Here is a 22,572-nt window from a genome sequence, read left to right as displayed (position 1 = left end):
CTCCTCGAGTGCCGACCGTGGAACTGGTCGCCGGCCAAATGATTGCTTTCCGACAGACGGTTTTTGGAGGCTGCGATGTCTCACCATTGGCGTGCGGCGGTGGGTCGGGCCGATCCGATCCAGGGCGCGGGCGATCACGCCGTCGAATATATCGGCGGCTGGCTTGTCAGCGGCGCAATGGCGGTCGCGACCATCCTGGTGTTGTGGCATTTCCATATCTGACGGCATCGCCGCTCGCCCACCCGAATGCGCCCGCACGGGGTGACACATGCGAAATTTTAGCTCTCAATTGCCGCACTTGAATGCAGGGCAGAGGCCGGGATGAGAACTGGACCTAGGCGAGCCATCCTGGCTGTCGCGTTGTCGCTGATGGCCGCGCGGTCGGTCGATGATGTCGGTGCCCAGGCCGCCTCCGGGTCCGCCATCGAGGCCGCCTATACCGCGATCCTTGCCCATCCCGGTGTTGACAAGACGCTCGAAGACATCAGGGCCGATGACGACCGGACGCTGGCCGAGCAGAAACGCATCACCGAAATCCCGGCCCCGCCCTATAAAGAAAGCGTCAGAGCCGCGTATTACCTGAAGCGATTTCAGGAACTTGGCCTCAAGGATGCCTCGATCGATGCCGAAGGCAATGTGACCGGCTTGCGCAAGGGCAGCGGCAGCGGGCCGAAGCTGGTGGTGTCGGCGCATCTCGACACCGTCTTTCCCGAAGGCACCGACGTCACGGTGAAAGAGAAAGACGGCGTCATCCTGGCCCCCGGCATCGGTGACGACTCGCGCGGACTGGCGGCACTGCTGTCCCTGATTCAGGCGATGAACGGCAACGGGATCGTGACGGTGGGCGACGTATTGTTCGTCGGCACGGTCGGCGAGGAGGAACTCGGCAATCTGCGCGGCGTCAAAGCCCTTTTCCGTGACCATGCGGATATTGACGGCTTCATCTCGGTCGACGGGCTTGGCATCACCCGCATCGTCAATCAGGCCACCGGCAGCCACCGCTACGAGGCGACCTTCCGGGGCCCCGGCGGCCACTCCTTCCAGGAGTTCGGATTGCCGAGCGCGATCCATGCCATGGGCCGGGCCATTGCAAAAATCTCGGATCTGCAGACGCCGTCCGATCCGAAGACCACTTTTACGGTCGGCACCGTTGCCGGAGGAACCTCCGTCAACGCCATCGCCGCCGAGGCCAGGATGGCGGTCGACATGCGTTCGGATTCGACCGAGCAGCTTCTGAACCTCGAGGCCCGGCTGCTCGATCTGGTCAAGCAGGCGGTAGCGGAGGAGAACAAGCGCTGGAACTCGGACAAACTCGCCGTCGAGATCAAATTGATCGGCGACCGGCCCGCCGGAATCGTCGCGCTGGACTCTCCCATCGTTCAGGCCACCCAACGGGCGGTCGCCGTCATCACCCGCGCGCCACGCGTCACCTTTGCCGGTTCCAGCACGGATTCAAACTGGGCGATGTCGCGCGGCATTCCCGCTGTGACCATCGGCGGCGGCGGCGAGGGCGGCAACTGGCACTCGCGCAACGAGTGGTACAAGCCGGTCGCCGCCTATTTCGGCCCGCAGAACGCACTGCTGACCATTCTGGTGCTGACCGGGCTGGATGGTGTGAGCAAGCCTGCGCTGCAGGCCCGCCGGTCGCAATGACGAAGTGTATTGCGCCCACCGGCGGATTACGCTTCGCTAATCCGCCTACATTCAACATCCGCTGGAGAGCGATATGAACGAACCCAAACTGGAAGTCCCGGCCGAATTGCGCGACCTGGCCGAGAAAACGATAGATCAGGCGGAAAAAGCCTTCGGCATGTTTTTCGACGCCGCAGGCAAGTCGATGGCCTCGATGCCGGGTCCCGGAACGGACATGTCCAAACAGGCGCTGTCGTTCACCGAGCAGAACATGAAGGCCGCGTTCGAGCACGCACGAAAGCTGGTTCACGCCACCGACCTTCAGCAGGCGATGCAAATCCAGTCGGAATTTCTTCGAAGCCAGTTCACCACGGCCGGCGAGCATATGAGGCAGATCAGCGGCGGGTTCATGTCGGCGGCGACGGATGCGGCGCGCGGGAAATTCGACAAGCGGTGACGCTGCTGCGCCAAAGCCGGTCTGATGACGGCAGAACAGTTGAAGCTGGACGTCGGGAACGCCATTTCGGTCTCCGCTCTGCTGCTGCGGCCGTACAACGCACGCGCCTGTTTTGTGTTTGCCCATGGCGCCGGGGCCGGGATGTCGCATCCATTCATGGAGACGATTGCGGCCGGTCTCGGCGAACGCGGCATCGCGACGTTGCGCTACCAGTTTCCCTATATGGAGCATGGCAGCAAACGTCCCGATGCGGCGCCGATCGCCCATGCGGCGGTGCGCGCGGCGAGCGCGGAAGCGGCCCGACGCTGTCCTGGCCTGCCGCTGATCGCGGGCGGCAAATCGTTCGGCGGCCGCATGACCTCGCAGGCGCAGGCGATCGCGCCGCTGGCCGGCGTTTCTGGACTGGCCTTTCTTGGCTTTCCGCTGCATCCGGCCGGCAAGCCATCCGTCGCGCGCGCCGCGCATCTTACAGAAATCAAAATCCCGATGCTGTTCATGCAGGGCGTCCGCGATGATCTGGCGGAGCTTGCGCTGCTCAAGCCCGTCGTGGAAGACCTCGGATGCCTGGCCTCACTGCATCTCGTGCAGGAGGCCGATCATTCCTTCCACGTGTTGAAGCGCTCGGGCCGCACCGACGCCGAAGCGGCGAGCGAAGTTCTGGACGCGTTGTCGGCCTGGGTCGGCGGACTGGATGCAATGTGAGCCTGACCTATGTCATACCGGACCTTCACGGCAGGTTCGACCTGCTGTGCGACGCGCTTGCGAAGATCGAGCATCACGCCGCAGGCAGCATCGGCACGATTGTCGCGCTCGGCGACTATGTCAACAAAGGCCCGCGCAGCAGACAGGTCGTCGAACGGATGCGGCTCGGCGTGTCCCATGCATGGAACTTGCTTCCGCTCAAGGGCAATCACGATGCGATGATGGTCGAGGCGCTGCGGGATCCGTCGAAAATGAACGCGTGGCTCGCGCGCGGTGGCGACGCCACCGTCCGATCCTACGGCGGCGATCCATCGGCGATACCTGAAGCCGATATCGCATGGCTCGATGGATTGACGCTGATGCATACCGACATCTACCGGATATTCGTTCATGCCGGCGTCGATCGTGAAGTGCCGCTCGGCGCCCAGGCGGATCGCACGTTGCTGTGGAAGCGTTATCCGAAAGGGTTCAGATTGGGTTTCGGCGATCGCCACGTCGTGCACGGTCACAATTCCTTTGCGGAGGGACCGGAACTGTACGAAGGCCGCACCAATCTCGACACGCTGGCATGGCGGACCGGACGGCTGGTGGTCGGCGTGTTCGATGACAACAGGGCAGGCGGCCCGGTGGATTTTGTCGTGGTCCGGGGGCCTGCGGCTCCGCGGTGACGGCCTGGCGGCGCAGCGATTGCGCTATAGGCATTATGCCGTGTGGATAGCGCCGATGGCGCGTAGCAACGTCAGCTATCGATTTCCAGACGGAGTGCGGAGCTCGCAAGCCCCGCCATGTTCCAGAAGAGGCCCATGGTGGACGCACAAGGGATCGAACCTTGGACCTCTCCCGTGTGAAGGGAACGCTCTCCCGCTGAGCTATGCGTCCGGGATTGTGGTGCGGTTCAAAGGCCGGAAACGGCCAATGGATGCGTTTGCCGCGATTTACGGAGTGTGGGGCAGGGCTGTCAAGCATCTGACCGGGAACCCGGTCGAATGGGTGGGCATTGTTGGCGCGTCCGACGAACAAAGCTTCGTCATTGCGGGGAGCGAAGCGCCATAGGGTTCACGCCTCCTGCGGCCGCGCCCGGGACGCATGCGACTGCAGCGCCCGGATGCGGTCGGCCAGGGTGCCGCTGGAATGGGCGATAACGCCGTCGACGCCGCTGGCGGGCGCGTCCTTGGCAGGCTTCAATGGTTTCGGCAGCGGCACAGGGTCTGCCGCGAGGAGGGCGTCGATCGCCGAATTCGGGCCCTCCAGCGTCATCGCAAGTTTCGCCACTTCGGCGGCGATGTCGTTGATGCGCTCGCGCAACAGCGCGTTCTCCATGCGCTCGGTGGCCCATGAGCTTTCGGCCTGCTGCTGCATCGCGTTGAGGTCACGCTGCGCTCTTGCGCGTTCGTCGCGGGCCACGCCAAGCTGCTGCTCGAGCGCGGCCTTCTCCTCGCGCAGCCTGTCCATCGCCGGCGACGACTTGCCGCTGTTCAGCGCCGCGATCTCCTCGCGCAATTGCTGCTCGGTGCGTGCGGCCGCCTCGGCCGCCTCGCGCAGGTGCTTGTTCTCGTATTCGCGCTCGGCAAGCTGCTTGCCTTGCGCGGCAAGACGGTTTTCCAGATCCGCAACGCGGCCGCCGAGCAACTCGGCTTCCTTGACCTGCAGCATCAACTGGCGGTCGAGGTCGGTCACCCGATGGTTCAGATTTTCGACCTGGCCACGCGCCTCGGCCAGGGCCTCGGTCGCGGCATCGGATTCGCCGCGCTGCTGCTGCAGCCGTTTCTGGGTTTCGGAAAATTCCTTTTCGGCGTCGCCGACCCGGTTCTGCAGCGCCTCGATCTGCGCGCGCACCGCGACCAGTTCGACCTGACGACTCTCCGCCATCATCGATTTGTCGGAGAGATCGTGATTGAGCTTTGCAAGCTCGGCCTGCTTGTCGGTCAACGCGGTTTCGGCGGAACGCAGCATCTGGGTCTTGGCGGCGAATTCCTCTTCGGTCGCGCGCAACTGGTCCTTGACCGCCTTCTCGCGGGCTTCCAGCGAAAAGATCGTCGCGGTCTTTTCGCTGAGCTCGAGCTTCATGCGGTTGATGGCGTCGGATTTCTTGCCGAGTTCGGCGAGTTGGCTGGTGGTCTTGTTCCTGAGCTGGTCGACGCTCATTTCCAGCCGCCGCGCCGACATCGCGAATTCCGCGCGCAGCTGGTCCTTGTCGGCCTGGATCTCGGCCATCGACAGCGGCGTTGCCGCCTCCAGCCGCCTGGTCGTCAGCCGCACCGCGCGGTTATGGACCAGCGGCACGATCATCAGTCCGAACAGCATCGAAACCAGAAAACCGATCGCCAGATACATGATCGGCTCGATCATTTAGCGTACTCCCGCACACAGAATTCGATGTGGTTACCAATGCCATAACGCGCGGTACAAAGGCCAGCGCAATGCCGCGTTAACGTGAATCGGTTAACCAACGACGGCGCCCTTCTCGGTCATGCCGGGACAAGCCCGGCCATGACGAAAGAGGGAGATGAAATCAGAACGGGTTCCAGGTCGCGTTCGGGGTATATTTGAGATAGCCGATATTGGCCCCCAGCCGCAGGCCGAGGCCGGAACGGATCGGCACCAGCACGATGTTGTTCGCAGTCAGCGCCGTCATCCCGAAGCCGCCGATGATATAGGCGGAGCCGTTGATGCCGGCGAAGCGCTGGTAGATCGCGCCGGTCGATGGCAGGTTGTAGACCAGCGTCATGGTGCGCGCGCCGTCGCCGCCCCAGTCGAATCCGACCGACGGTCCCTGCCAGTAGACCCGCAGGTCGCCGGCATTCTTGGTATAGAGCGTGCCTTCGCCATAGCGCAGGCCGGCCACGAAGGCGCCGCTGCCTTCCTCGCCCAGCACGTATCCGTTCGGCAGGCCCCATTGGCTGACGGCCCTTTCGATCACCGAGGCGAGCCCGCGCGACACGTTGCCGAAGAATTTGTGGCCGGCGCCCAATAATTCGTCCGGCCCGTAGGTGTCCGGCCCGGGCTGGGCGCGCGGCGGCTGCGGGGCCGGCTGTTGCGCGGATGCCGGGACCAGCCAGCACATCATCGCGGCAAACGTCGCCGCGGCAAGGCGTGAAGCGAAAGTCATGAAAGCACCCCTGGCATTAAATCGCGGCCGCCGCCTTAACCGGATGATGACCGACCCCGGTCTAGATAGCGTCCATGTCCCCTCGACTCGGATGTTATCGGCATCAACTATGACGGCACAGCGGCAGGAAAGAAACCGCCGGCGCCGCCGGACAGCCTTTATAGCACTGCTTTTTGGCGCCGCCGCCGCCGGGGTCGATCTGGCGGCGCAGGCGGCGACGACCGAGCGGCTGGTCGTCGACCGCCATACCGGTCTGGCGATCGGCGGCTTCGACCCCGTCGCCTATTTCACCGACGCTCGCGCCATGGTTGGACAGCCCGGCTTCGAACTTTCGGAGGCGGGAGCGGTCTGGCGCTTTCGCAACGAGGGAAACCGGGCGTTTTTCACCGCCCACCCGGAAATCTACGGCCCGCAATTCGGCGGTTACGATCCAACCGACGTCGCGCGCGGCATCGCCTATCCCGGCAACCCGCGGTTCTGGCTGATCTCAGGGCAGCGGCTGTTCCTGTTCGGCCGCGCCGAAAGCCGCGACGCCTTTGCCGTCGATCCCGTCCGCGTCCTGCGCGAGGCGCGGCAGCGCTGGCCGGGCCTGAAGGAAACGCTGGCACGGTAGTCATGGCGCCGCCCTCGGATCGCCCCAGGCGATGAATTCCGGCACGATGAAGTCCGCCCGCCCGGCGCCGAAGCGCAGCGCCTGACCCGCCGAGTCCGTGATCCTGCCTCCCGCCGCGGTCACCACCGCATGGCCGGCGGCGACATCCCATTCGCAGGTCGGCGCGAGGCGGGGATAGATATCGACCTCGCCTTCGGCCACCCGGCAGAATTTCACCGCCGAACCGAGGCTTTTTCGTAAGGCTCCGGGCCGCGCATCGATGAACGCCTCGGTCCGTTCGTCGCCGTGCGAACGGCTGACGGCCGCCGCCCAGGGCTTGTCCGCCGCGGGCATTGGCCGCGTATGGATCGGCACCGCCGCAAAGGCCGCGCCGCTGGCGACGGTCAGCCGTTCGGCGCCGCCGCCGACCAGCCCGCGCCAGATCAAGCCCAGCGCCGGCGCGCCGACGATGCCGAGCATCGGCGCCCCGTCCGTCACCAGCGCGAGGTTGACGGTAAACTCGTCGCGCCCGGCGATGAATTCCTTGGTACCGTCCAACGGGTCGATCAGGAAGAAGCTTACGGACGCCGGCAGCGTCGCGCGATGGCTGCGTTCCTCCGAGATCGCCGCAACCTGCGGGATCAGCCGCGCCAGCCCTTCGCCGATGATCCGGTCGGCGGCGAGGTCCGCCTCGGTTACCGGCGAGCCGTCGGCTTTTCCTTGCGCGGTCATGGTGCCGCGGTTGACCGCCAGGATCGCGGCGCCAGCCCGCGCCACCAGGTCCGTCAGCGGCTCGATCAGCGCCGCCGCGGCGTCGCGGTCGATCCTGTGCACCGGGCTCATGCGCTTGCTTCCTTTCATTCCACGCCAGACGCATCTTACCTTTCCCCGCTCGCGGAAGAGGTGAGACGCATCGAAGACGACATCCGGGGTGAGGGGGGCTTTCCGCCCGTCCGGCCGGAGCAGAATCCCTTGCACCCCGACCCTCTCCTTGCAGGCGGGCGAGGAAGTTGCAACGGCGGCGTCGTGCTGGCAGGGCGAGCAGGCGCGGTGTATCAAGCGGGGAGCTTGCATGATTCGCCGCCTCGCCGCGGCTTTCCAGGAACCGTATAGATGTCCGGCCCTTCGTCTCCCGGCCCCGCACCCGATATGCTCGAACTCGCGGCGCTGTTGTGCTCGCGGGTGTGCCACGATCTGATCAGTCCGGTCGGCGCCATCGTCAACGGGCTGGAAGTATTGGACGACAATCCAAAACCCGACGACCGCGAATTCGCGCTCGAGCTGATCCGCAAGAGCGCCAGGACCGCATCGGCGCGGCTGCAGTTCTGCCGGCTGGCATTCGGCGCCGCCGGATCGGCAGGCGCCCAGATCGACGTCGGCGACGCGCAAGTCATGGCGCGCGGCCACCTGGAAGACGACAGGACCAAGATCGCCTGGAACCTGCCGCGCGAATTCCTGCCGAAGAACAAGGTAAAACTGCTGCTCAACATGATGGTGATCGCGCAGCAGACCATCCCGCGCGGCGGCGTGCTGACGGTCGATCCGACCGGCGCGGGCGAGGCGGGCGGCTTTCGCGTCGCCGCCACCGGACTGAATGCGCGGATGCAGCAGAACATCGCCGACCTGTTGAGCGGCGCCAATGCCGGCTCGGTCGACGCCCACGCCGTGCAGCCCTATTACACCCGCCTGCTGGCGCAGGCCTGCGGCCTGACCGTCGCGCTCGCCGCCGACGGCGAGGCGATGGTGGTGACGGCGGCGTAGCCGCGCTGCCGGTTTCCGCAGATCGTGCGCGCCATCCCCGTGAACGCGATGTCGTCCTGACCGGGATCCGATCCGCGGGATGGATATGCGGGTCAGCCCGCATATGACGAGATGTGCAGGTGCACAGGCGCCGTAGCGGGTCGGACGGCTACCCAAGGACCCCGAGTGCGCGGGGCCGCCAAGATTCTTCCGACCGCTATACGGTCGCGATCATTTCGCCAAAGGTTGTCTGAATTGGCTTTGTAGATTTCACCCAACGCACCGAACGTTGAATAATCAATCATTTGATCTGCCCACGCCGGCAAGGCTTAACTCCCGCCCGACATGGTTAATGCCTCCTTACACCCCCGCCATTATCCCTTCCCTAACCGCATCCTTTTCCCATTACTCAACCAAACTTAAACGCTTTGCATCGAAACTGGCCGAACCCGAGTACCGCGCGACGCCGTCGCGCACGCGTGCTGTTCAAGGCCTCACTTCATGGATGATCTGCTGCGCGAGTTCCTGACCGAGACCAACGAGTCGCTCGACACCGTCGACAACCAGCTGGTCAAGTTCGAGCAGGATCCCAACAACGCCAAGATCCTGGATAACATCTTCCGGCTGGTGCACACCATCAAGGGCACCTGCGGCTTTCTCGGGCTGCCGCGGCTGGAGGCGCTGGCGCATGCCGCCGAGACGCTGATGGGCAAATTCCGCGACGGCATGGCGGTGACCGGCGAGGCGGTGACGCTGATCCTGCGCTCGATCGACCGCATCAAGGAAATTCTCGCCGGGCTCGAATCGACGCAATCCGAGCCGGAAGGCGCCGACGCCGACCTGATCGAGGCGCTGCATGCGATGGTCGAGCGCGGCGTGGCGCAGCTCGCGGCCGTCCCCGCGCAAGCCCCAGTCGAGCAGGGCACGGTGACGTTCCAGGTGCTGGAGCGCCAGCTCCGGCCCGGCGAAGTGTCGCTCGACGAGCTGGAGCGGGCGTTTCGCGAGACTCCGAGCGAGGCCGCGCCGCCGCCGCCGAAACAAGCCGCCGCGCCGCCGCCGGCCGCAAAACCTGCCGCGAAAAAAGTCTTTGCCGAGCCGGAGACCGCGGAGGGCGAGCGCGTCGCCAACCAGTCGATCCGGGTCAATGTCGACACGCTCGAGCACCTGATGACCATGGTGTCGGAGCTGGTGCTGACGCGCAACCAGCTTCTGGAAATCGCGCGCCGTCAGGAGGATACCGAATTCAAGGTGCCGCTGCAGCGGCTCTCCAACGTCACCGCCGAACTGCAGGAAGGCGTCATGAAGACGCGGATGCAGCCGATCGGCAATGCGTGGCAGAAACTGCCGCGGATCGTGCGCGACCTATCGAGCGAACTCGGCAAGCAGATCGAGCTGGAGATGCACGGCGCCGACACCGAGCTCGACCGCCAGGTGCTCGACCTGATCAAGGATCCCCTGACCCATATGGTGCGCAACTCAGCCGATCACGGGCTGGAAACCCCGGCCGAGCGCATCGCCTGCGGCAAGCCGGAGCAGGGCACGATCCGCCTGTCGGCCTATCATGAAGGCGGCCATATCATCATCTGCATCGCCGACAATGGCCGCGGGCTGAACACCCAGCGCATCAAGGCCAAGGCGGTCGCGGGCGGCCTCGTCGCCGAGGCCGAGCTGGAAAAGATGACGGAAGCACAGATCCACAAGTTCATCTTTGCGCCGGGCTTCTCCACCGCGGCCGCCGTGACCAGCGTGTCCGGGCGCGGCGTCGGCATGGATGTAGTGCGCACCAATATCGACCAGATCGGCGGTACCATCGACATCAAATCGGTGGCCGGCGAGGGCTCCAGCGTCACCATCAAGATTCCGCTGACATTGGCCATCGTCTCGGCGCTGATCGTGGAAGCCGGCGGCGACCGCTTTGCGATTCCGCAACTGGCCGTGGTCGAACTGGTGCGGGCGCGGGCCAATTCCGACCACCGCATCGAGCGCATCAAGGATACCCCGGTGCTGCGGTTGCGCAACAAACTGCTGCCGCTGCTGCATCTGAAGAAACTGCTCGGAATCGAGGACGGCAGCGAGAGCGACCCGGAGAACGGCTTCATCGTGGTGACGCAGGTCGGCAGCCAGACCTTCGGCATCGTGGTCGACGGCGTATTCCATACCGAGGAGATCGTGGTCAAGCCGATGTCGACCAAACTGCGCCACATCGAGATGTTTTCCGGCAATACCATCCTCGGCGACGGCGCGGTGATCATGATCATCGATCCCAACGGCATTGCGAAAGCGCTGGGTACCACGGGTGCGGCGCAGCTCGATATCGCCGATGAAAACGCGGCGATGCGCAGCCTCGCCGCCGAGCAACTGACGTCGCTCCTGGTGTTCCGCGCCGGCTCGGCGCAGCCCAAGGCGGTGCCGCTGGCGCTGATCACCCGGCTGGAAGAAATCGCGATCGACAAGATCGAAACGTCGAACGGCCGGCACATGGTGCAGTATCGCGACCAACTGATGCCGCTGGTGCAGATGGACGGCGTCGCGTTGGCCGCCGAAGGCGCGCAGCCGATCCTGGTATTCTCCGACGACGGCCGTTCCATGGGGCTGGTGGTCGACGAGATCATCGACATCGTCGAGGAGCGGCTCAACATCGAAGTCGCCGGCACGCAGGACGGCATCCTCGGCTCCGCCGTGATCAAGGGGCAGGCGACCGAGCTGATCGATGTCGGGCATTTCCTGCCGATGGCGTTTGCGGACTGGTTCAGCCGCAAGGAAATGCGCCCCTCGACCTCCGCGCAGTCGGTGCTGCTGGTCGACGACTCGGCGTTCTTCCGCAACATGCTGGCGCCGGTGCTCAAGGCCGCCGGTTACCGGGTGCGGGTCGCCGACAATGCCCGGGAGGGCCTGGTCGCGCTGCGCTCCGGCCTCAGGTTCGACGCCATCCTGACCGATATCGAAATGCCGGACATGAACGGTTTTGAATTCGCCGAAACCATCCGCGCCGATCAGCGGCTGGGCGCGATGCCGATCATCGCGCTGTCTTCGATGATTTCTCCCGCCGCGATCGAACGCGGCCGGCAGGCCGGTTTCCACGACTACGTCGCCAAGTTCGACCGGCCCGGGCTGATCGCCGCGCTGAAGGAACAAACCGCCGAACTGAACCAGGCGGCATGAAGGCCATCACGATGAACAACCCGACGCCAAGCGCCGAAGGCACGATCACCGAATACGTCACCGCGGCGATCGGCGGCCAGTTGTTCGGCCTGCCCATTTCACGTGTGCAGGACGTCTTCATCCCCGAGCGGCTGACCCGGGTGCCGCTGGCGTCCAGCGACGTCGCCGGCGTGCTCAACCTGCGCGGCCGCATCGTCACGGCAATCGACATGCGCTCACGGCTCGGCCTGCCGAAACGCGACATGGAACGCCCGCCGATGGCGGTCGGGGTCGACCTGCGCGGCGAATCCTACGGGCTTCTGATCGACAGCGTTGGCGAAGTCTTAAAGCTTGCGGACGACAGTCGGGAAGTCAATCCGGTCAACCTCGATCCGCGGCTGGCGAAAATGGCCGCGGGCATCCACCGGCTCGATGGGCAACTGATGGTGGTGCTCGACGTCGATCGGGTGCTCGAAATCATGCCCGACCTGCTGGCGGCGTAAGCGGCGCGGCCGGCGCGATGCAATCCGGCTTGACGACGGGAACGCCCGTTTTCGAATTCGAAGAGAGAACAGAGGCTAAAATGAAGACATGTCTGGTAGTCGACGACTCAAGCGTCATTCGGAAAGTCGCGCGGCGCATCCTGGAAGGGCTCGAATTCCAGATCGCCGAAGCCGAGGACGGCGAGAAGGCGCTGGAGGCCTGCAGGCGCGGACTGCCGGATGCGATCCTGCTCGACTGGAACATGCCGGTGATGGACGGCTATGAATTCCTGCGCAACCTGCGCCGCATGCCCGGCGGCGATGCGCCCAAGGTGGTGTTCTGCACCACCGAAAACGACGTCGCGCATATCGCGCGCGCGCTTCATGCCGGCGCCAACGAATACATCATGAAGCCGTTCGACAAGGATATCGTCACGGCGAAATTCCATGAAGTCGGCCTGATCTAGGGCGCCGCCATCGGTCTGCCGGCTCGGTCGCCGGCGGGATGTTTCAGTTGCGTCGCTTGGCGTCTGGTGAGTAATGAGTGTTGCGTTGGCAAGTTCCCCGAGCCGCGATGCGGTGCGCCATGAGCCGCTGCGGGTCATGGTGGTCGACGATTCCGTGGTCATTCGCGGCCTGATCGGCCGCTGGATCGAGGCCGAGCCGGACATGGTGGTCGCAGCCTCGCTGCGCACCGGGCTCGACGCGGTCAACCAGGTCGAGCGCGTCAATCCCGACGTTGCCGTACTCGATATCGAGATGCCCGATCTCGACGGCATCGCCGCGCTGCCGCGGCTGCTCGCGAAGAAGCCCAACCTCGTCGTCATCATGGCCTCGACCCTGACCCGGCGCAACGCCGAGATCAGCTTCAAGGCGCTGTCGCTCGGCGCATCGGACTATATCCCGAAACCCGAAAGCACCCGCGAGCCCGCCGCCGCCGATATCTTTCGCCACGACCTGATCCAGAAGATCCGTCATCTCGGGGCTAAACATCGCCGTCCGGCGGCGGCCGCGCCCAGCCCGGCGCTGGCCCCCGACCTCGGCCGTACAGCGGGGCCGGCGATGCGCCCGACGCTGGCGCCGGTGGCGCATCCGCAACTGCTGCGCCGCGCATTCTCGACGCATGCGCCGCGCGTGCTGGTGATCGGCGCCTCGACCGGCGGCCCGCAGGCCCTGATGGCGCTGGTGAGCGAACTTGGCGCGGTGATCGACCGCTTTCCGGTGCTGATCACGCAGCACATGCCGCCGACCTTTACTACGATCCTCGCCGAGCATCTGGCGCGCTCAAGCCATCGGCCGGCGCGCGAAGGCATCGATGGCGAACTGGTAAGGCCGGGCCGCATTTACCTCGCGCCGGGCGGCCGTCACATGCGCGTGGTGCGCAACGGGGCCAATGCCGCGATCGCGCTCGACGACGGGCCGCCGGTGAATTTCTGCAAACCCGCCGTGGATCCGTTGTTCAGCTCGGCCATCGAGGTGTGGCAAGGCGGCGTCCTCGCCGTGGTGCTGACCGGTATGGGCTCGGACGGGATGCGCGGCGGCAAGGACATCGTCGCCGCCGGCGGCAGCGTGATCGCCCAGGACGAAGCAACCAGCGTGGTGTGGGGAATGCCGGGGGCGGCGACGCATGCCGGAATTTGCGCGGCGGTGCTGCCGCTTAATCAGATCGCGCCGAAGTTGATCCAGTTGTTCGCGGGGGTGCGATCATGACGCCGTTGGAGTATGAGTACCTGCGCAAGCTGCTGAAGGATCGCTCCGGCCTCGATCTGTCGCCCGACAAGCAATATCTGGTGGAGAGCCGGCTGATCCCGCTGGCGCGGAAGGCCGGCATGACCGGCATCGGCGACCTGGTCCAGAAGGTGAAGAACGGCGCCGACGCGCTGACCGTGGACGTCATCGAGGCGATGACGACCAATGAGACGTTTTTCTTCCGCGATAAGATTCCGTTCGATCATCTGCGCCAGACCGTGCTTCCCGGGCTGCTGCAGGCGCGCAGCCAGCGCCGGTCCCTGCGCATCTGGTGCGCGGCATCCTCCACCGGGCAGGAGCCGTATTCGATCGCGATGTGCCTGAAGGAATTCGCGCCGCAGCTCGCCGGATGGCGGGTCGAGATCGTCGCCACCGATCTGTCGCTGGGTGTGCTGGAAAAAGCCCGCGCCGGCATCTTCAGCCAGTTCGAAGTCCAGCGCGGCCTCCCGATCCAGCTCCTGGTCAAGCACTTCCGGCAGGTCGGCGAGTTGTGGCAGCTCAATGCCGACATTCGCGCCATGGTGCAGCACCGGCAATTGAACCTGATGCAGGATTTCTCCCAGCTCGGGACCTTCGATGTGATTTTCTGCCGCAACGTGCTGATCTATTTCGACCAGGACACCAAGATCGGCGTGTTCAACCGGCTGGCAAAATCGCTGGAAGCCGACGGCGTGCTGGCGCTGGGAGCCGCCGAATCGGTGGTCGGCATCACCGACGCCTTCAAGCCGTATCCGGAACGCCGCGGGCTGTACCGGCCGAACCCGACGCGCGCGGCGCGTCCTGCGCTCAAGCTGGCTGCCGCCGCGGGTTGAGTACGTGCCCTCGACACTGGGGACACGAAGAGTTGTCATTGCCGGGCTTTCATCCTACCGTATGCACACATCTGCCGTCATTGCCGGGCTTGACCCTACTGGATTCACACATCTCGTCGCACGCGGGTCAAGCCCGCGTATGACGAGTGTATGAATCTAGTAGGGCTTTCACCCAGCAATCCATCTTCTTCGAAAAGATTCGTGTGAAGAGGAATGGATGCGCGGGGTCAAGCCCACATGACGCAGAACGTGTCTTACAAAATCGCATGCGGCAAGAACCGCGACGTATTGCCCGTGATCGGGTTCTGGTCCTCGCGGATCGACAGCCCGCACGGCGCGTGATCGACCAGCCAGCTTCCCAGCACCGGATACGAGCCTGAAAAATGCGGCAGCGGCGCCAACGCCTGGCGGATAAAACCTTCGGCGCCGTAGGGACCCTGCTGTTCTCCGAGCGTAGCGCCGGCGCTGACCAGGGTTACGTTGGCGCCTTCGCGCGAATACAGCGGTTTGCGGACGTAGGATGCGCCGAGCCGTGCCGCTTCGGGATCGTCCTCGAAATAGGCCGGCAGCAGGTTGGGATGGTTCGGAAACATCTCCCACAGCAAGGGAAGGATGCCCTTGTTGGACAGGATCGCCTTCCAGGGCGGCTCGACCCACCGCGTCGGCGCATCGGCCAGCCTTACGCCGAACGCATCGTGAAACATCCACTCCCAGGGATAGAGCTTGAACGCCAGTTCGATTGCACGATCCTGCGGATCGGCGAAGCTGCCGTCATCGCGCAATCCCAGATCCTCGATATCGATCAGGGTGGTGGTCAGTCCGGCCTGACGCGCGGTATCTTCGAGATAAGCCAGGGTGCCGGCATCCTCCGCGCTTTCGGTCATTCCCGTCAGATGGAGATGGCTGCCGCCGCCGACCTTCTTCCATGCCTCGATCAGGTGTTCGTGGATGGAATTGAACTGGTCGGCGTGTCTTGGGATAACGTTCCGCTCGATCGCCTGTTCGAGCCAGGTCCATTGGAACACCGCCGCCTCGAAAATCGAGGTCGGCGTATCGGCATTGTATTCCAGCAGTTTTGCGGGCCCTTGGCCATCGAAGCTGAGATCGATGCGGCCGTACAGGGATGGATCGTCGCGGTACCAGCTCTCCGCGATCAGCGGCCAGAAAGCTTCCGGTATCTTCAGCCGCTTGAGAGCGTGTTCGTCATTGACGGCGGATTCGACCAATTCCAGGCACATGGCGTCGATCTCGCCGGTCGGCGCTTCGATCCGGCGTTCGATCTCGTCCAGCGTAAAAGCGTAATAGCCGCGCTCGTCCCAATAGCGCTCGCCGTCGATGCTGTGAAAATCGAATCCCGCGGCTTCCGCGGTCAGGCGCCAGTCATCGCGCTCGGGACAGTCGATCCGCCGCATGATGCTGGACGGCGGCGGCGCTAGCCCCCGCCGCCGTGGCCGCCATGTCCGTGGCCGTGACCATGGGCGCGAAAGCCGCCGCCGCCGAAGCCGCCATATCGGATGCGGCAATTGTCCGGCCATCGTCCGTCGGGTCCCGGCCGGCCATAAGGACCGCAGTCGTTCGGCCGGACAAAGCCCATCGATACGGCGCCGACGGCCGCAGTTCCCATCATCGTCAGGATTACGCGGCGCGAACGTTTCATGGATCGGTCCTTAAGGTCGGTGAAGCGATGGAGCTATTGAGACATTCGCGGCGAAGGCATGCAAGCGGAAGCGCATGGTTTCACGACAACGTGCGGCGCAAGCGCCGTTGCGACGGCCGCCGCCGGAGACAGGCGAGGTGAAGGCCTGCGCAAACGCAGCCTATTGGATCAGCTTGCGTAACGTCGGATAGAACTGCACCCAGACATTGTCCTTGCCGGCATGCAGCTTGTGGCAGTCGTAGCAGTCGCCGTCCTCGTGCGCCGGCGCCGACGGCGCCATCACGGGGGAGGGATCGAATGGATTCATCAGCGTATAATAAGCCCAGGGCGTGGTCTTGCCGTCGGGACGGCTGAGGTTCTTCACCGCCACCTGCACGCCGGCGTGCTGGCCGTTATAGAACCCGGATTTCAGGATGTGCTTCGGCTCCCGGTCGGCCGAGTTGAAGACGTCCATGACCAGCACGGTCTTGTCCGGAAATTCCTTGTTGGCAAGGAAATATGCGTAGGCTTCCGGGTTGATATAGACGTTGTGGAATTGCTGCTGCTCCGGCCGTGTCGCCTCCAATTGCGTGTTGGCCGGCGCTTCGTCCTTGTAGCCCAGCGCGAGGTTGGAGCCGACGAATACCCAGGTCTCGAACCCGGCCGGGAGTTTGAGCTGGCCGTCGGCGGTGTATTGCGGGGCGGTGTTGCTGGCCTGGCCTCTGACCTTGGTCGTGAATGTCATCGGCGCTGCAATGCCGACGAGCACCGCAACGCCAACCCAGATCCGGTTGAAGATCATGCTGTTCTCCTTCGGGAGGACCGGTGATCCGGCGCAAACCTGCGACCATATTAGCGCGCGATTTGGCACCATTTCAATTCTTGCTGGCGGATGCGAAATGACTCACTTTCCGTCATGGCGGGCCTCTTCCCGGCCATGACGGAAACAAAAACCCCGCCGTTTCCGGCGGGGTCCAGTCGGGAGGCGAGAGCCACGCGACCAGTTCGTCCTTGTGAAGGGGTCGGTCATGTCGTCGTCGGCGCCGAGACCTTAGCCCTGATGCCGGCGGGAGTAACCGGTTCAAGCCAATGGTCTATTCGCCGTCACTCAAGCAAAGTGGGCATGATCCTGCAGTGTACCAATTATGCAGCCGGTCGGAAATGCCGGCCGGTGTAACGCGCGCAAAATCAAAGATCGATCGAACGTCTTTCATTAGCCCGACTTGCGCCTCCCAATTCACCTCCCGCAATTCGGGATGGTCGACTAACAAAACAGCGACATCGGCATCGGCTAGACAGGCCGCAAGAGATTCAAAGCCCTCGACCCCTGGCATTGTTGCAATGACCGAGGAGACATCGGCATAAGCGTCCCACACGCGGATGGCGGTGCTACCCTGCAATGCGGATAACAGTTGAGGACTAAGCGCGCCGCGAACATCTCCCACTTGCGATGCGTATCCCAAACCGACAACAGCGACGGTTGGGGAACGGCCGATTCTTCTGACATGTCTAACGATGTTGCCTATCGCGACGCGGCGAAACTCGTCGCTGCGGTAAGCTGCGCTGTCTAAGAGCGTGCCGGTTTCACCCGTAATCTTGCACAAGGCTGATAGATCTTTTCTAAGGCAAAGGTCTCCTAAGCCTGGGTGATGTTCGAGAAGATCCATTCCAATGCGGAAGTCGCCCGCAATGCCCCTTCTGACAATCTCGGCATTTACAGCATGGTGCTCGCAAACCAAGGAGAGTTCGGCAGTCAAAACTTGGTTCACAGCAAGGACCGAGTTACTCATCTGCTTTGTCAATTCCGCTTCTCGGCATGACATTACCAGCACTAAATCATGAAGATTTTCAGGAAAAACCTGATTTGCGAATCGAGTTGCGGTCTGTGCACTTTGGCAGCCGACAACGATACGGTCTGGCCGGGCAAGGTCTTCGAATGCGCGGTGTTGTCGGAGAAACGCGGGCCAGTACACGTACCGATTCAATAGGCTGGCATGATCAACTGCTGCAATCATTTGAGCCGAGTCACCCACCATCACGGTCGAGCGGACACAGATAAACGCATTGCGGGCCGGCGGCCACGTTACCAGAGATTTTATGACATTCGTGAGGATCGAGATGTCTATTGATCCATCGTAGCGGCTGTCTGCTGGAACAGCTAGTATAACCGCTTCTACATCGTCGGTCGTTTGGCAATCTTCAAGACAACTTTGAAACCGCAATCGTTCCATGTCCGCTGCTTGGAGCCTCGACGAGAGTTCCGGGCAACTAAAAGGCGCTTGCTGGCATCGAAGCATGTCCAAGCGCTCAGGCGCGGTCTCAACCAGAGTCACTTGGTGTCCGATTTCGTTTAACCAGATTGCAGTGGGGAGCCCTACATATCCCGCACCGATCACCACGACGTGGGGCATACATCGAGCCTTATTCTTGAACGGTATGGACTATGAGCCGAACTGTGCCCGCCTCGAGCCCGGAGATATTGGTTTGGAAAGCAAGGAACGCGCGAGAGGCGTTTGCGAGTGACCGAGCCGCGTCCGAAGACGGCCGCAACTCGATAAGCCCTCGTACCGCAGCCCGCGTTCCCGTCCCCCATACTCCGCATACGACGATATTGCGATGCTGTGCGTCGGGACGAGAGCAGAAAAGAAAACCGTAGTCTTCCAGGAGGTCGTCCAACTGGCCTCGCGGTGGAACAAACGATGTTGATCCATAAGCAGCCACATGCTCCGGATACTTGAGGGCAAATAAAGGGTGGTCGGCACTGAGTAATTTACGAGAGTAGTGATTTACGCTGGGACCACCGACGGAAATCGTTAAACCGTACGAGCTGCTTACCTTGTCATCCGTAGTCAGGTCTACGTGCACCCCTCGTGGCAGGCTTCGCAAAGCGTCGACCAGGTTTGCCACAGCTTCGCCTTCCGGCATCGGCATAACCAGGACGTTGCTAGGAAAAAAGGCTTCAATCGACTCGCCTTTCACTAGAAAGCTTTTTACCTCGGCACTAGGAAGTACGAGTTGCACGCGTCGATCTTTGGGGATCAACCGTTCTAAATGCCGGTATCGCTGATACGCCTGAATTCGAGAGTAAAGAATTCCCGAGACGAACCCGATACCTGCTGTGATCAAGCCAGTAAAGATGCTGAGCACGAATTCTGTCACGTATCGTGATCCATTCCCCCGTGCAGGATCGCGTAAGAAACTTCCAATAAAGCGGGCGGCGGTCTCGCTACTATGTGCTAACGCCCACATTAGTATCGATTGCCGAGAATGCACAAATGATCGTTTATATCTAGCGCCTTGGACGTATTTTCTCAATACGAATTATGAATGCTGCCTATTTCTGCTAACCGCTCTTCTTCCAAACGAAAAACCCCGCCATTTCCGGCGGGGTCCAGTCGGGAGGCGAGAGCCTGACAAAGCTCTCCTTGAAAACGATCAGGCCGGGATGCGCACTTCGTCCTCGTGCGGCTCGCGCAGCACGTAGCCGCGGCCCCACACGGTTTCGATGAAGTTGCGGCCGTCGGAGGCGTTGGCGAGCTTCTTGCGCAGCTTGCAGATGAAGACATCGATGATCTTCAGCTCCGGCTCGTCCATGCCGCCATAGAGATGGTTGAGGAACATTTCCTTGGTGAGGGTAGTGCCCTTGCGGAGCGAGAGCAGCTCCAGCATCTGGTATTCCTTGCCGGTCAGGTGCACGCGCTGGCCGCCGACTTCCACGGTCTTGGTGTCGAGGTTGACGACAAGGTCGCCGGTCTGGATCACGCTCTGGGCGTGGCCCTTGGAGCGGCGCACGATGGCGTGGATGCGCGCGACCAGTTCGTCCTTGTGGAAAGGCTTGGTCATGTAGTCGTCGGCGCCGACGCCGAGGCCCTTGACCTTGTCCTCGATGCCGGCGAGGCCGGAGAGGATCAGAATGGGGGTTTTGATTTTCGAGACCCGGAGCTGCTTCAGCACGTCATAGCCGGACATGTCGGGCAGGTTGAGGTCTAGGAGAATAATGTCGTAGTCGTAGAGTTTACCGAGGTCGACGCCTTCTTCACCGAGATCGGTGGTGTAGACGTTGAAGCTTTCGGATTTCAGCATCAATTCGATCGACTGCGCGACGGCGCTGTCATCTTCTATCAGCAATACGCGCATGCCAGTCCCCTATCGTCGCCGCTCCGGGCGTCAGGTCGGCCGCACTTGCGGCACTCAAAACGCCTTTGAACAACTGATTCGAATCCTGACGACATATGGTTAACAAAATCTGATTCTCTCCCGCAAGCTCTATCCGTGCAATTTTTGTCGAATCGCCATAAGATATTGCAGTGAACCAGGTTTCCGTATCCGTTCTCGCTCAAGTTTCACTTTAAGAGCCGGGGCTAACCGACTCTCGCGACTCATCCTTCGTTCTGAAGACGAGCGCGCTCAGTCACCAAAGACAGTGACGTAATGATTAACGATGCGGGTAAACACGAAGTTAAGGGCGAGGCTGCAAAGCGCGGAAACTTAAGGTTTTCGCAATGAAGGCGCTCGCCGAGCAGATCGGCGATCTCGACGGCGTCAATATTTATGGCCGTGTGGTCGGCGTGCGCGGCCTGATGGTGGAGATCGCCGGACCTATTCACGCGATGTCGGTCGGCGCCCGCATCGTGATCGAGACCGGGGCCAACCGTTTCATCCCCTCGGAAGTGATCGGCTTCACCGGCAACAACGCCGTGGTGATGCCGTTCGCCGGTCTCGAGGGCGTGCGACGCGGCTGCCGCGCCGTCATCGCCAATGCGGCAAGTCAGATCCGGCCGGCGCCGTCCTGGGTCGGCCGGGTCCTCAATGCGGTGGGTGAGCCGATCGACGGCAAAGGGCCGCTCGCCCAGGGCCCGTCGCCGATGCCGTATCGCAACCCGCCGCCGCCGGCGCATTCGCGCAAGCGCGTCGGCCCGCCGCTCGATCTCGGCGTGCGGGCGCTCAACACCTTTCTCACCTGCTGCCGCGGCCAGCGGCTCGGCATTTTCGCAGGTTCCGGCGTCGGCAAGTCGGTGCTGCTGTCGATGCTGGCGCGCAATGTGGATGCGGATATCACCGTGATCGGCCTGGTCGGCGAGCGCGGCCGCGAGGTGCAGGAATTCCTGCAGGACGACCTCGGCGACGAGGGTCTGGCGCGCTCGGTGGTGGTGGTGGCGACCTCCGACGAGCCCGCCTTGATGCGGCGGCAGGCGGCTTACCTGACGCTGGCGATCGCCGAGTATTTTCGCGACGAGGACAAGGACGTGCTGTGCCTGATGGATTCGGTGACGCGCTTTGCGATGGCGCAGCGCGAAATCGGCCTCTCCGCCGGCGAGCCGCCGACCGCCAAGGGATATACGCCCACCGTATTCACCGAACTGCCCCGGCTCCTGGAGCGGGCCGGCCCGGGCCTCGGGCAGGGCACCATCACCGGCATCTTCACCGTGCTGGTGGACGGCGACGACCACAATGAGCCGGTGGCCGACGCCGTCCGCGGCATCCTCGACGGTCACGTGGTGATGGAGCGCGCCATCGCCGAGCGCGGACGCTATCCCGCCATCAACATCCTCAAATCGGTGTCGCGCACCATGCCGAAGTCGGCCGATCCGGCCTATCTGCCGGTCATCACCCGGAGCCGCCAGGTGATGGCGACCTATGCCGACATGGAGGAACTGATCCGGCTCGGCGCCTACCGGGCGGGCTCCAGCTCCGAGGTCGACGAGGCGATCCGGCTGCATCAGCCAATGGAGAACTTTCTCCGCCAGGCCAAGGAAGAAGTCGCCGGCCTGAACGCCGGCTACCGCCAACTTGAGCAAATCATGGGCGCTAAAGAAACGGAACGCTAACTTTGTCAGGCCATCATCCGCCACACATGAAGTATGCCGGTGGGGCCCTTGCGGGAGGCCGGTTCTGTCCCGCGTTCGATAAGGGACTTCTGGGGAGTATGAGTCGATGAAGTCACGTGAAACGCTGATCCGCCTGAAGAAATTTCAGGTCGATGAAAAGCGCCGAAGGGTTACCCAGATCGAGGGCATGATCGCCGACTTCCAGCGCATGTCGGTGGATCTGGAACGCGAAATCCAGAACGAGCAGGACCGCGCGGGGATCAACGATCCGACGCATTTCGCCTATCCGACCTACGCCAAGGCGGCGATCCAGCGGCGCGAGAACCTGACCCGGTCGGCCGACGAACTGCGCATCCAGCTCGAGGACGCGCGAAGCCTGCTGTCCGAGGCGTTCGAGGAACTGAAGAAGGTCGAACTGCTGGACGAACGCGACCAGGCGCGCGAGCGCGCCGAGGAAAGCGCCCGCGAGCAGGCCGATCTCGACAGCATCGGCCTGATGCGCGCACGCATCGCGATGGCTTAAGTTCAAGACAACCACAACCGTTATTCCGGGATGCGCCCCTTGGCGCAGGCCCGGAATCCATAAACACCCATCATGGCTATGGATTCCGGGCTCGCGCTACGCGCGCCCCGGAATGACGAAAGCCCGGGCCGCAAGGCCCGGCCCGGGCTCGCGCCCGGATTTTTCTATG

General features: G+C 63.1%; 24 protein-coding genes and 1 tRNA gene. 15 read left to right on the top strand and 10 right to left on the bottom strand.

Features of this window, described 5'->3' with window-relative positions; genetic code table 11:
* Window positions 1-75: 75 nt before the first annotated feature.
* The 5 genes from ACFE72_RS03495 to ACFE72_RS03475 all read left to right on the top strand — a co-directional run bounded on the left by ACFE72_RS03495 (window position 76) and on the right by ACFE72_RS03475 (window position 3,459).
* On the top strand, window positions 76-222 hold the full coding sequence (locus ACFE72_RS03495; RefSeq protein WP_375411653.1) for a hypothetical protein: 147 nt from the start codon (window positions 76-78) through the stop codon (window positions 220-222).
* Window positions 223-321: 99 nt separating this feature from the next.
* A complete protein-coding gene (locus ACFE72_RS03490; protein WP_375411652.1) occupies window positions 322-1,653 on the top strand; it encodes a M20/M25/M40 family metallo-hydrolase in 1,332 nt (443 codons plus the stop codon).
* Window positions 1,654-1,726: 73 nt separating this feature from the next.
* The gene (locus tag ACFE72_RS03485; RefSeq protein ID WP_375411651.1) at window positions 1,727-2,089 is read left to right on the top strand and encodes a phasin; all 363 of its coding nucleotides are present in this window, start codon (window positions 1,727-1,729) and stop codon (window positions 2,087-2,089) included.
* Window positions 2,090-2,113: 24 nt separating this feature from the next.
* Window positions 2,114-2,791 carry an alpha/beta family hydrolase gene (locus ACFE72_RS03480; protein ID WP_375411650.1) on the top strand — a complete coding sequence of 226 codons (678 nt, stop codon included), beginning with the start codon at window positions 2,114-2,116 and terminating at the stop codon, window positions 2,789-2,791.
* The gene (locus ACFE72_RS03475) at window positions 2,788-3,459 is read left to right on the top strand and encodes a metallophosphoesterase (protein WP_375411649.1); all 672 of its coding nucleotides are present in this window, start codon (window positions 2,788-2,790) and stop codon (window positions 3,457-3,459) included. The genes ACFE72_RS03480 and ACFE72_RS03475 overlap by 4 nt, the downstream gene beginning before the upstream one ends.
* Window positions 3,460-3,595: 136 nt before the next feature.
* Here ACFE72_RS03475 and ACFE72_RS03470 read toward each other — a convergent pair.
* A tRNA-Val gene (locus ACFE72_RS03470) sits at window positions 3,596-3,670 on the bottom strand.
* Window positions 3,671-3,706: 36 nt separating this feature from the next.
* Here ACFE72_RS03470 and ACFE72_RS03465 point away from each other — a divergent pair.
* A complete protein-coding gene (locus ACFE72_RS03465; RefSeq protein ID WP_375411648.1) occupies window positions 3,707-3,844 on the top strand; it encodes a hypothetical protein in 138 nt (45 codons plus the stop codon).
* Between the two features lie 3 nt (window positions 3,845-3,847).
* On the opposite strand, the gene ACFE72_RS03460 is transcribed toward ACFE72_RS03465, so the two are convergent.
* On the bottom strand, window positions 3,848-5,140 hold the full coding sequence (locus ACFE72_RS03460) for a hypothetical protein (protein ID WP_375411647.1): 1,293 nt from the start codon (window positions 5,138-5,140) through the stop codon (window positions 3,848-3,850).
* Window positions 5,141-5,303: 163 nt separating this feature from the next.
* Window positions 5,304-5,900, bottom strand: coding sequence for a DUF1134 domain-containing protein (locus ACFE72_RS03455; RefSeq protein ID WP_375411646.1), 597 nt, complete (start codon window positions 5,898-5,900; stop codon window positions 5,304-5,306).
* A gap of 109 nt (window positions 5,901-6,009) precedes the next feature.
* On the opposite strand from ACFE72_RS03455, the gene ACFE72_RS03450 reads away from it, so the two are divergent.
* Window positions 6,010-6,513 carry a YHS domain-containing (seleno)protein gene (locus tag ACFE72_RS03450; RefSeq protein ID WP_375411645.1) on the top strand — a complete coding sequence of 168 codons (504 nt, stop codon included), beginning with the start codon at window positions 6,010-6,012 and terminating at the stop codon, window positions 6,511-6,513.
* Here ACFE72_RS03450 and cysQ read toward each other — a convergent pair whose 3' ends face one another.
* Window positions 6,514-7,335 (bottom strand): 3'(2'),5'-bisphosphate nucleotidase CysQ, encoded by an 822-nt coding sequence (gene cysQ, locus ACFE72_RS03445; RefSeq protein WP_375411644.1) that lies wholly within the window; start codon window positions 7,333-7,335, stop codon window positions 6,514-6,516.
* Window positions 7,336-7,605: 270 nt separating this feature from the next.
* Between cysQ and chpT the strand changes: the two genes are divergently transcribed.
* The 6 genes from chpT to ACFE72_RS03415 all read left to right on the top strand — a co-directional run bounded on the left by chpT (window position 7,606) and on the right by ACFE72_RS03415 (window position 14,416).
* Window positions 7,606-8,253, top strand: a complete 648-nt coding sequence (gene chpT / locus ACFE72_RS03440) for a histidine phosphotransferase ChpT (protein ID WP_375411643.1) — start codon at window positions 7,606-7,608, stop codon at window positions 8,251-8,253.
* Between the two features lie 480 nt (window positions 8,254-8,733).
* Window positions 8,734-11,394, top strand: coding sequence for a chemotaxis protein CheW (locus ACFE72_RS03435; protein ID WP_375411642.1), 2,661 nt, complete (start codon window positions 8,734-8,736; stop codon window positions 11,392-11,394).
* Window positions 11,391-11,876, top strand: a complete 486-nt coding sequence (locus ACFE72_RS03430) for a chemotaxis protein CheW (RefSeq protein WP_375411641.1) — start codon at window positions 11,391-11,393, stop codon at window positions 11,874-11,876. Before ACFE72_RS03435 ends, ACFE72_RS03430 begins: the two co-directional genes overlap by 4 nt.
* An 80-nt stretch (window positions 11,877-11,956) precedes the next feature.
* Window positions 11,957-12,322, top strand: coding sequence for a PleD family two-component system response regulator (locus ACFE72_RS03425; RefSeq protein WP_375411640.1), 366 nt, complete (start codon window positions 11,957-11,959; stop codon window positions 12,320-12,322).
* Window positions 12,323-12,395: 73 nt separating this feature from the next.
* A complete protein-coding gene (locus tag ACFE72_RS03420) occupies window positions 12,396-13,565 on the top strand; it encodes a chemotaxis response regulator protein-glutamate methylesterase (protein WP_375411639.1) in 1,170 nt (389 codons plus the stop codon).
* Window positions 13,562-14,416 carry a CheR family methyltransferase gene (locus ACFE72_RS03415; protein WP_375411638.1) on the top strand — a complete coding sequence of 285 codons (855 nt, stop codon included), beginning with the start codon at window positions 13,562-13,564 and terminating at the stop codon, window positions 14,414-14,416. The genes ACFE72_RS03420 and ACFE72_RS03415 overlap by 4 nt, the downstream gene beginning before the upstream one ends.
* A gap of 254 nt (window positions 14,417-14,670) precedes the next feature.
* Here ACFE72_RS03415 and ACFE72_RS03410 read toward each other — a convergent pair whose 3' ends face one another.
* The 6 genes from ACFE72_RS03410 to ctrA form a co-directional block, all read right to left on the bottom strand.
* Entirely contained in the window at window positions 14,671-15,828 is a 1,158-nt protein-coding gene (locus tag ACFE72_RS03410; RefSeq protein WP_375411637.1) for a glutathionylspermidine synthase family protein, read from the bottom strand.
* Window positions 15,829-15,848: 20 nt separating this feature from the next.
* The gene (locus ACFE72_RS03405; RefSeq protein WP_375411636.1) at window positions 15,849-16,073 is read right to left on the bottom strand and encodes a hypothetical protein; all 225 of its coding nucleotides are present in this window, start codon (window positions 16,071-16,073) and stop codon (window positions 15,849-15,851) included.
* Window positions 16,074-16,233: 160 nt separating this feature from the next.
* Complete coding sequence (locus tag ACFE72_RS03400) at window positions 16,234-16,854, bottom strand: cytochrome P460 family protein (RefSeq protein WP_375411635.1); 621 nt, start codon at window positions 16,852-16,854, stop codon at window positions 16,234-16,236.
* A gap of 292 nt (window positions 16,855-17,146) precedes the next feature.
* On the bottom strand, window positions 17,147-18,463 hold the full coding sequence (locus tag ACFE72_RS03395) for a nucleotide sugar dehydrogenase (RefSeq protein ID WP_375411634.1): 1,317 nt from the start codon (window positions 18,461-18,463) through the stop codon (window positions 17,147-17,149).
* Window positions 18,464-18,473: 10 nt separating this feature from the next.
* Window positions 18,474-19,211, bottom strand: a complete 738-nt coding sequence (locus ACFE72_RS03390) for a hypothetical protein (protein ID WP_375411633.1) — start codon at window positions 19,209-19,211, stop codon at window positions 18,474-18,476.
* 276 nt (window positions 19,212-19,487) lie between these two features.
* Window positions 19,488-20,189, bottom strand: coding sequence for a response regulator transcription factor CtrA (gene ctrA, locus ACFE72_RS03385; protein ID WP_335579925.1), 702 nt, complete (start codon window positions 20,187-20,189; stop codon window positions 19,488-19,490).
* Window positions 20,190-20,554: 365 nt separating this feature from the next.
* Between ctrA and fliI the strand changes: the two genes are divergently transcribed.
* Window positions 20,555-21,880 carry a flagellar protein export ATPase FliI gene (gene fliI, locus ACFE72_RS03380; RefSeq protein WP_375411632.1) on the top strand — a complete coding sequence of 442 codons (1,326 nt, stop codon included), beginning with the start codon at window positions 20,555-20,557 and terminating at the stop codon, window positions 21,878-21,880.
* A 106-nt stretch (window positions 21,881-21,986) separates the two neighbouring features.
* Window positions 21,987-22,403 carry a flagellar export protein FliJ gene (gene fliJ / locus ACFE72_RS03375; protein WP_375411631.1) on the top strand — a complete coding sequence of 139 codons (417 nt, stop codon included), beginning with the start codon at window positions 21,987-21,989 and terminating at the stop codon, window positions 22,401-22,403.
* Window positions 22,404-22,572 lie beyond the last annotated feature (169 nt).

Origin of the sequence: uncultured Bradyrhizobium sp., from assembly GCF_964252615.1 — a bacterium.
Lineage (GTDB): Bacteria > Pseudomonadota > Alphaproteobacteria > Rhizobiales > Xanthobacteraceae > Bradyrhizobium.
Note: the sequence above shows the minus strand (reverse complement) of the source record. Positions and strands in the feature narration are given on the sequence as shown.

Bases quoted from the DNA above. Each gene is read 5' to 3' on its own strand.
- ACFE72_RS03495 (WP_375411653.1), top strand. From the start codon at position 76: ATGTCTCACCATTGGCGTGCGGCGGTGGGTCGGGCCGATCCGATCCAG.
- ACFE72_RS03490 (WP_375411652.1), top strand. From the start codon at position 322: ATGAGAACTGGACCTAGGCGAGCCATCCTGGCTGTCGCGTTGTCGCTG.
- ACFE72_RS03485 (WP_375411651.1), top strand. From the start codon at position 1,727: ATGAACGAACCCAAACTGGAAGTCCCGGCCGAATTGCGCGACCTGGCC.
- ACFE72_RS03480 (WP_375411650.1), top strand. From the start codon at position 2,114: ATGACGGCAGAACAGTTGAAGCTGGACGTCGGGAACGCCATTTCGGTC.
- ACFE72_RS03465 (WP_375411648.1), top strand. From the start codon at position 3,707: ATGGATGCGTTTGCCGCGATTTACGGAGTGTGGGGCAGGGCTGTCAAG.
- ACFE72_RS03460 (WP_375411647.1), bottom strand. From the start codon at position 5,140: ATGATCGAGCCGATCATGTATCTGGCGATCGGTTTTCTGGTTTCGATG.
- ACFE72_RS03455 (WP_375411646.1), bottom strand. From the start codon at position 5,900: ATGACTTTCGCTTCACGCCTTGCCGCGGCGACGTTTGCCGCGATGATG.
- ACFE72_RS03450 (WP_375411645.1), top strand. From the start codon at position 6,010: ATGACGGCACAGCGGCAGGAAAGAAACCGCCGGCGCCGCCGGACAGCC.
- cysQ (WP_375411644.1), bottom strand. From the start codon at position 7,335: ATGAGCCCGGTGCACAGGATCGACCGCGACGCCGCGGCGGCGCTGATC.
- chpT (WP_375411643.1), top strand. From the start codon at position 7,606: ATGTCCGGCCCTTCGTCTCCCGGCCCCGCACCCGATATGCTCGAACTC.
- ACFE72_RS03435 (WP_375411642.1), top strand. From the start codon at position 8,734: ATGGATGATCTGCTGCGCGAGTTCCTGACCGAGACCAACGAGTCGCTC.
- ACFE72_RS03430 (WP_375411641.1), top strand. From the start codon at position 11,391: ATGAAGGCCATCACGATGAACAACCCGACGCCAAGCGCCGAAGGCACG.
- ACFE72_RS03425 (WP_375411640.1), top strand. From the start codon at position 11,957: ATGAAGACATGTCTGGTAGTCGACGACTCAAGCGTCATTCGGAAAGTC.
- ACFE72_RS03420 (WP_375411639.1), top strand. From the start codon at position 12,396: ATGAGTGTTGCGTTGGCAAGTTCCCCGAGCCGCGATGCGGTGCGCCAT.
- ACFE72_RS03415 (WP_375411638.1), top strand. From the start codon at position 13,562: ATGACGCCGTTGGAGTATGAGTACCTGCGCAAGCTGCTGAAGGATCGC.
- ACFE72_RS03410 (WP_375411637.1), bottom strand. From the start codon at position 15,828: ATGCGGCGGATCGACTGTCCCGAGCGCGATGACTGGCGCCTGACCGCG.
- ACFE72_RS03405 (WP_375411636.1), bottom strand. From the start codon at position 16,073: ATGAAACGTTCGCGCCGCGTAATCCTGACGATGATGGGAACTGCGGCC.
- ACFE72_RS03400 (WP_375411635.1), bottom strand. From the start codon at position 16,854: ATGATCTTCAACCGGATCTGGGTTGGCGTTGCGGTGCTCGTCGGCATT.
- ACFE72_RS03395 (WP_375411634.1), bottom strand. From the start codon at position 18,463: ATGCCCCACGTCGTGGTGATCGGTGCGGGATATGTAGGGCTCCCCACT.
- ctrA (WP_335579925.1), bottom strand. From the start codon at position 20,189: ATGCGCGTATTGCTGATAGAAGATGACAGCGCCGTCGCGCAGTCGATC.
- fliI (WP_375411632.1), top strand. From the start codon at position 20,555: ATGAAGGCGCTCGCCGAGCAGATCGGCGATCTCGACGGCGTCAATATT.
- fliJ (WP_375411631.1), top strand. From the start codon at position 21,987: ATGAAGTCACGTGAAACGCTGATCCGCCTGAAGAAATTTCAGGTCGAT.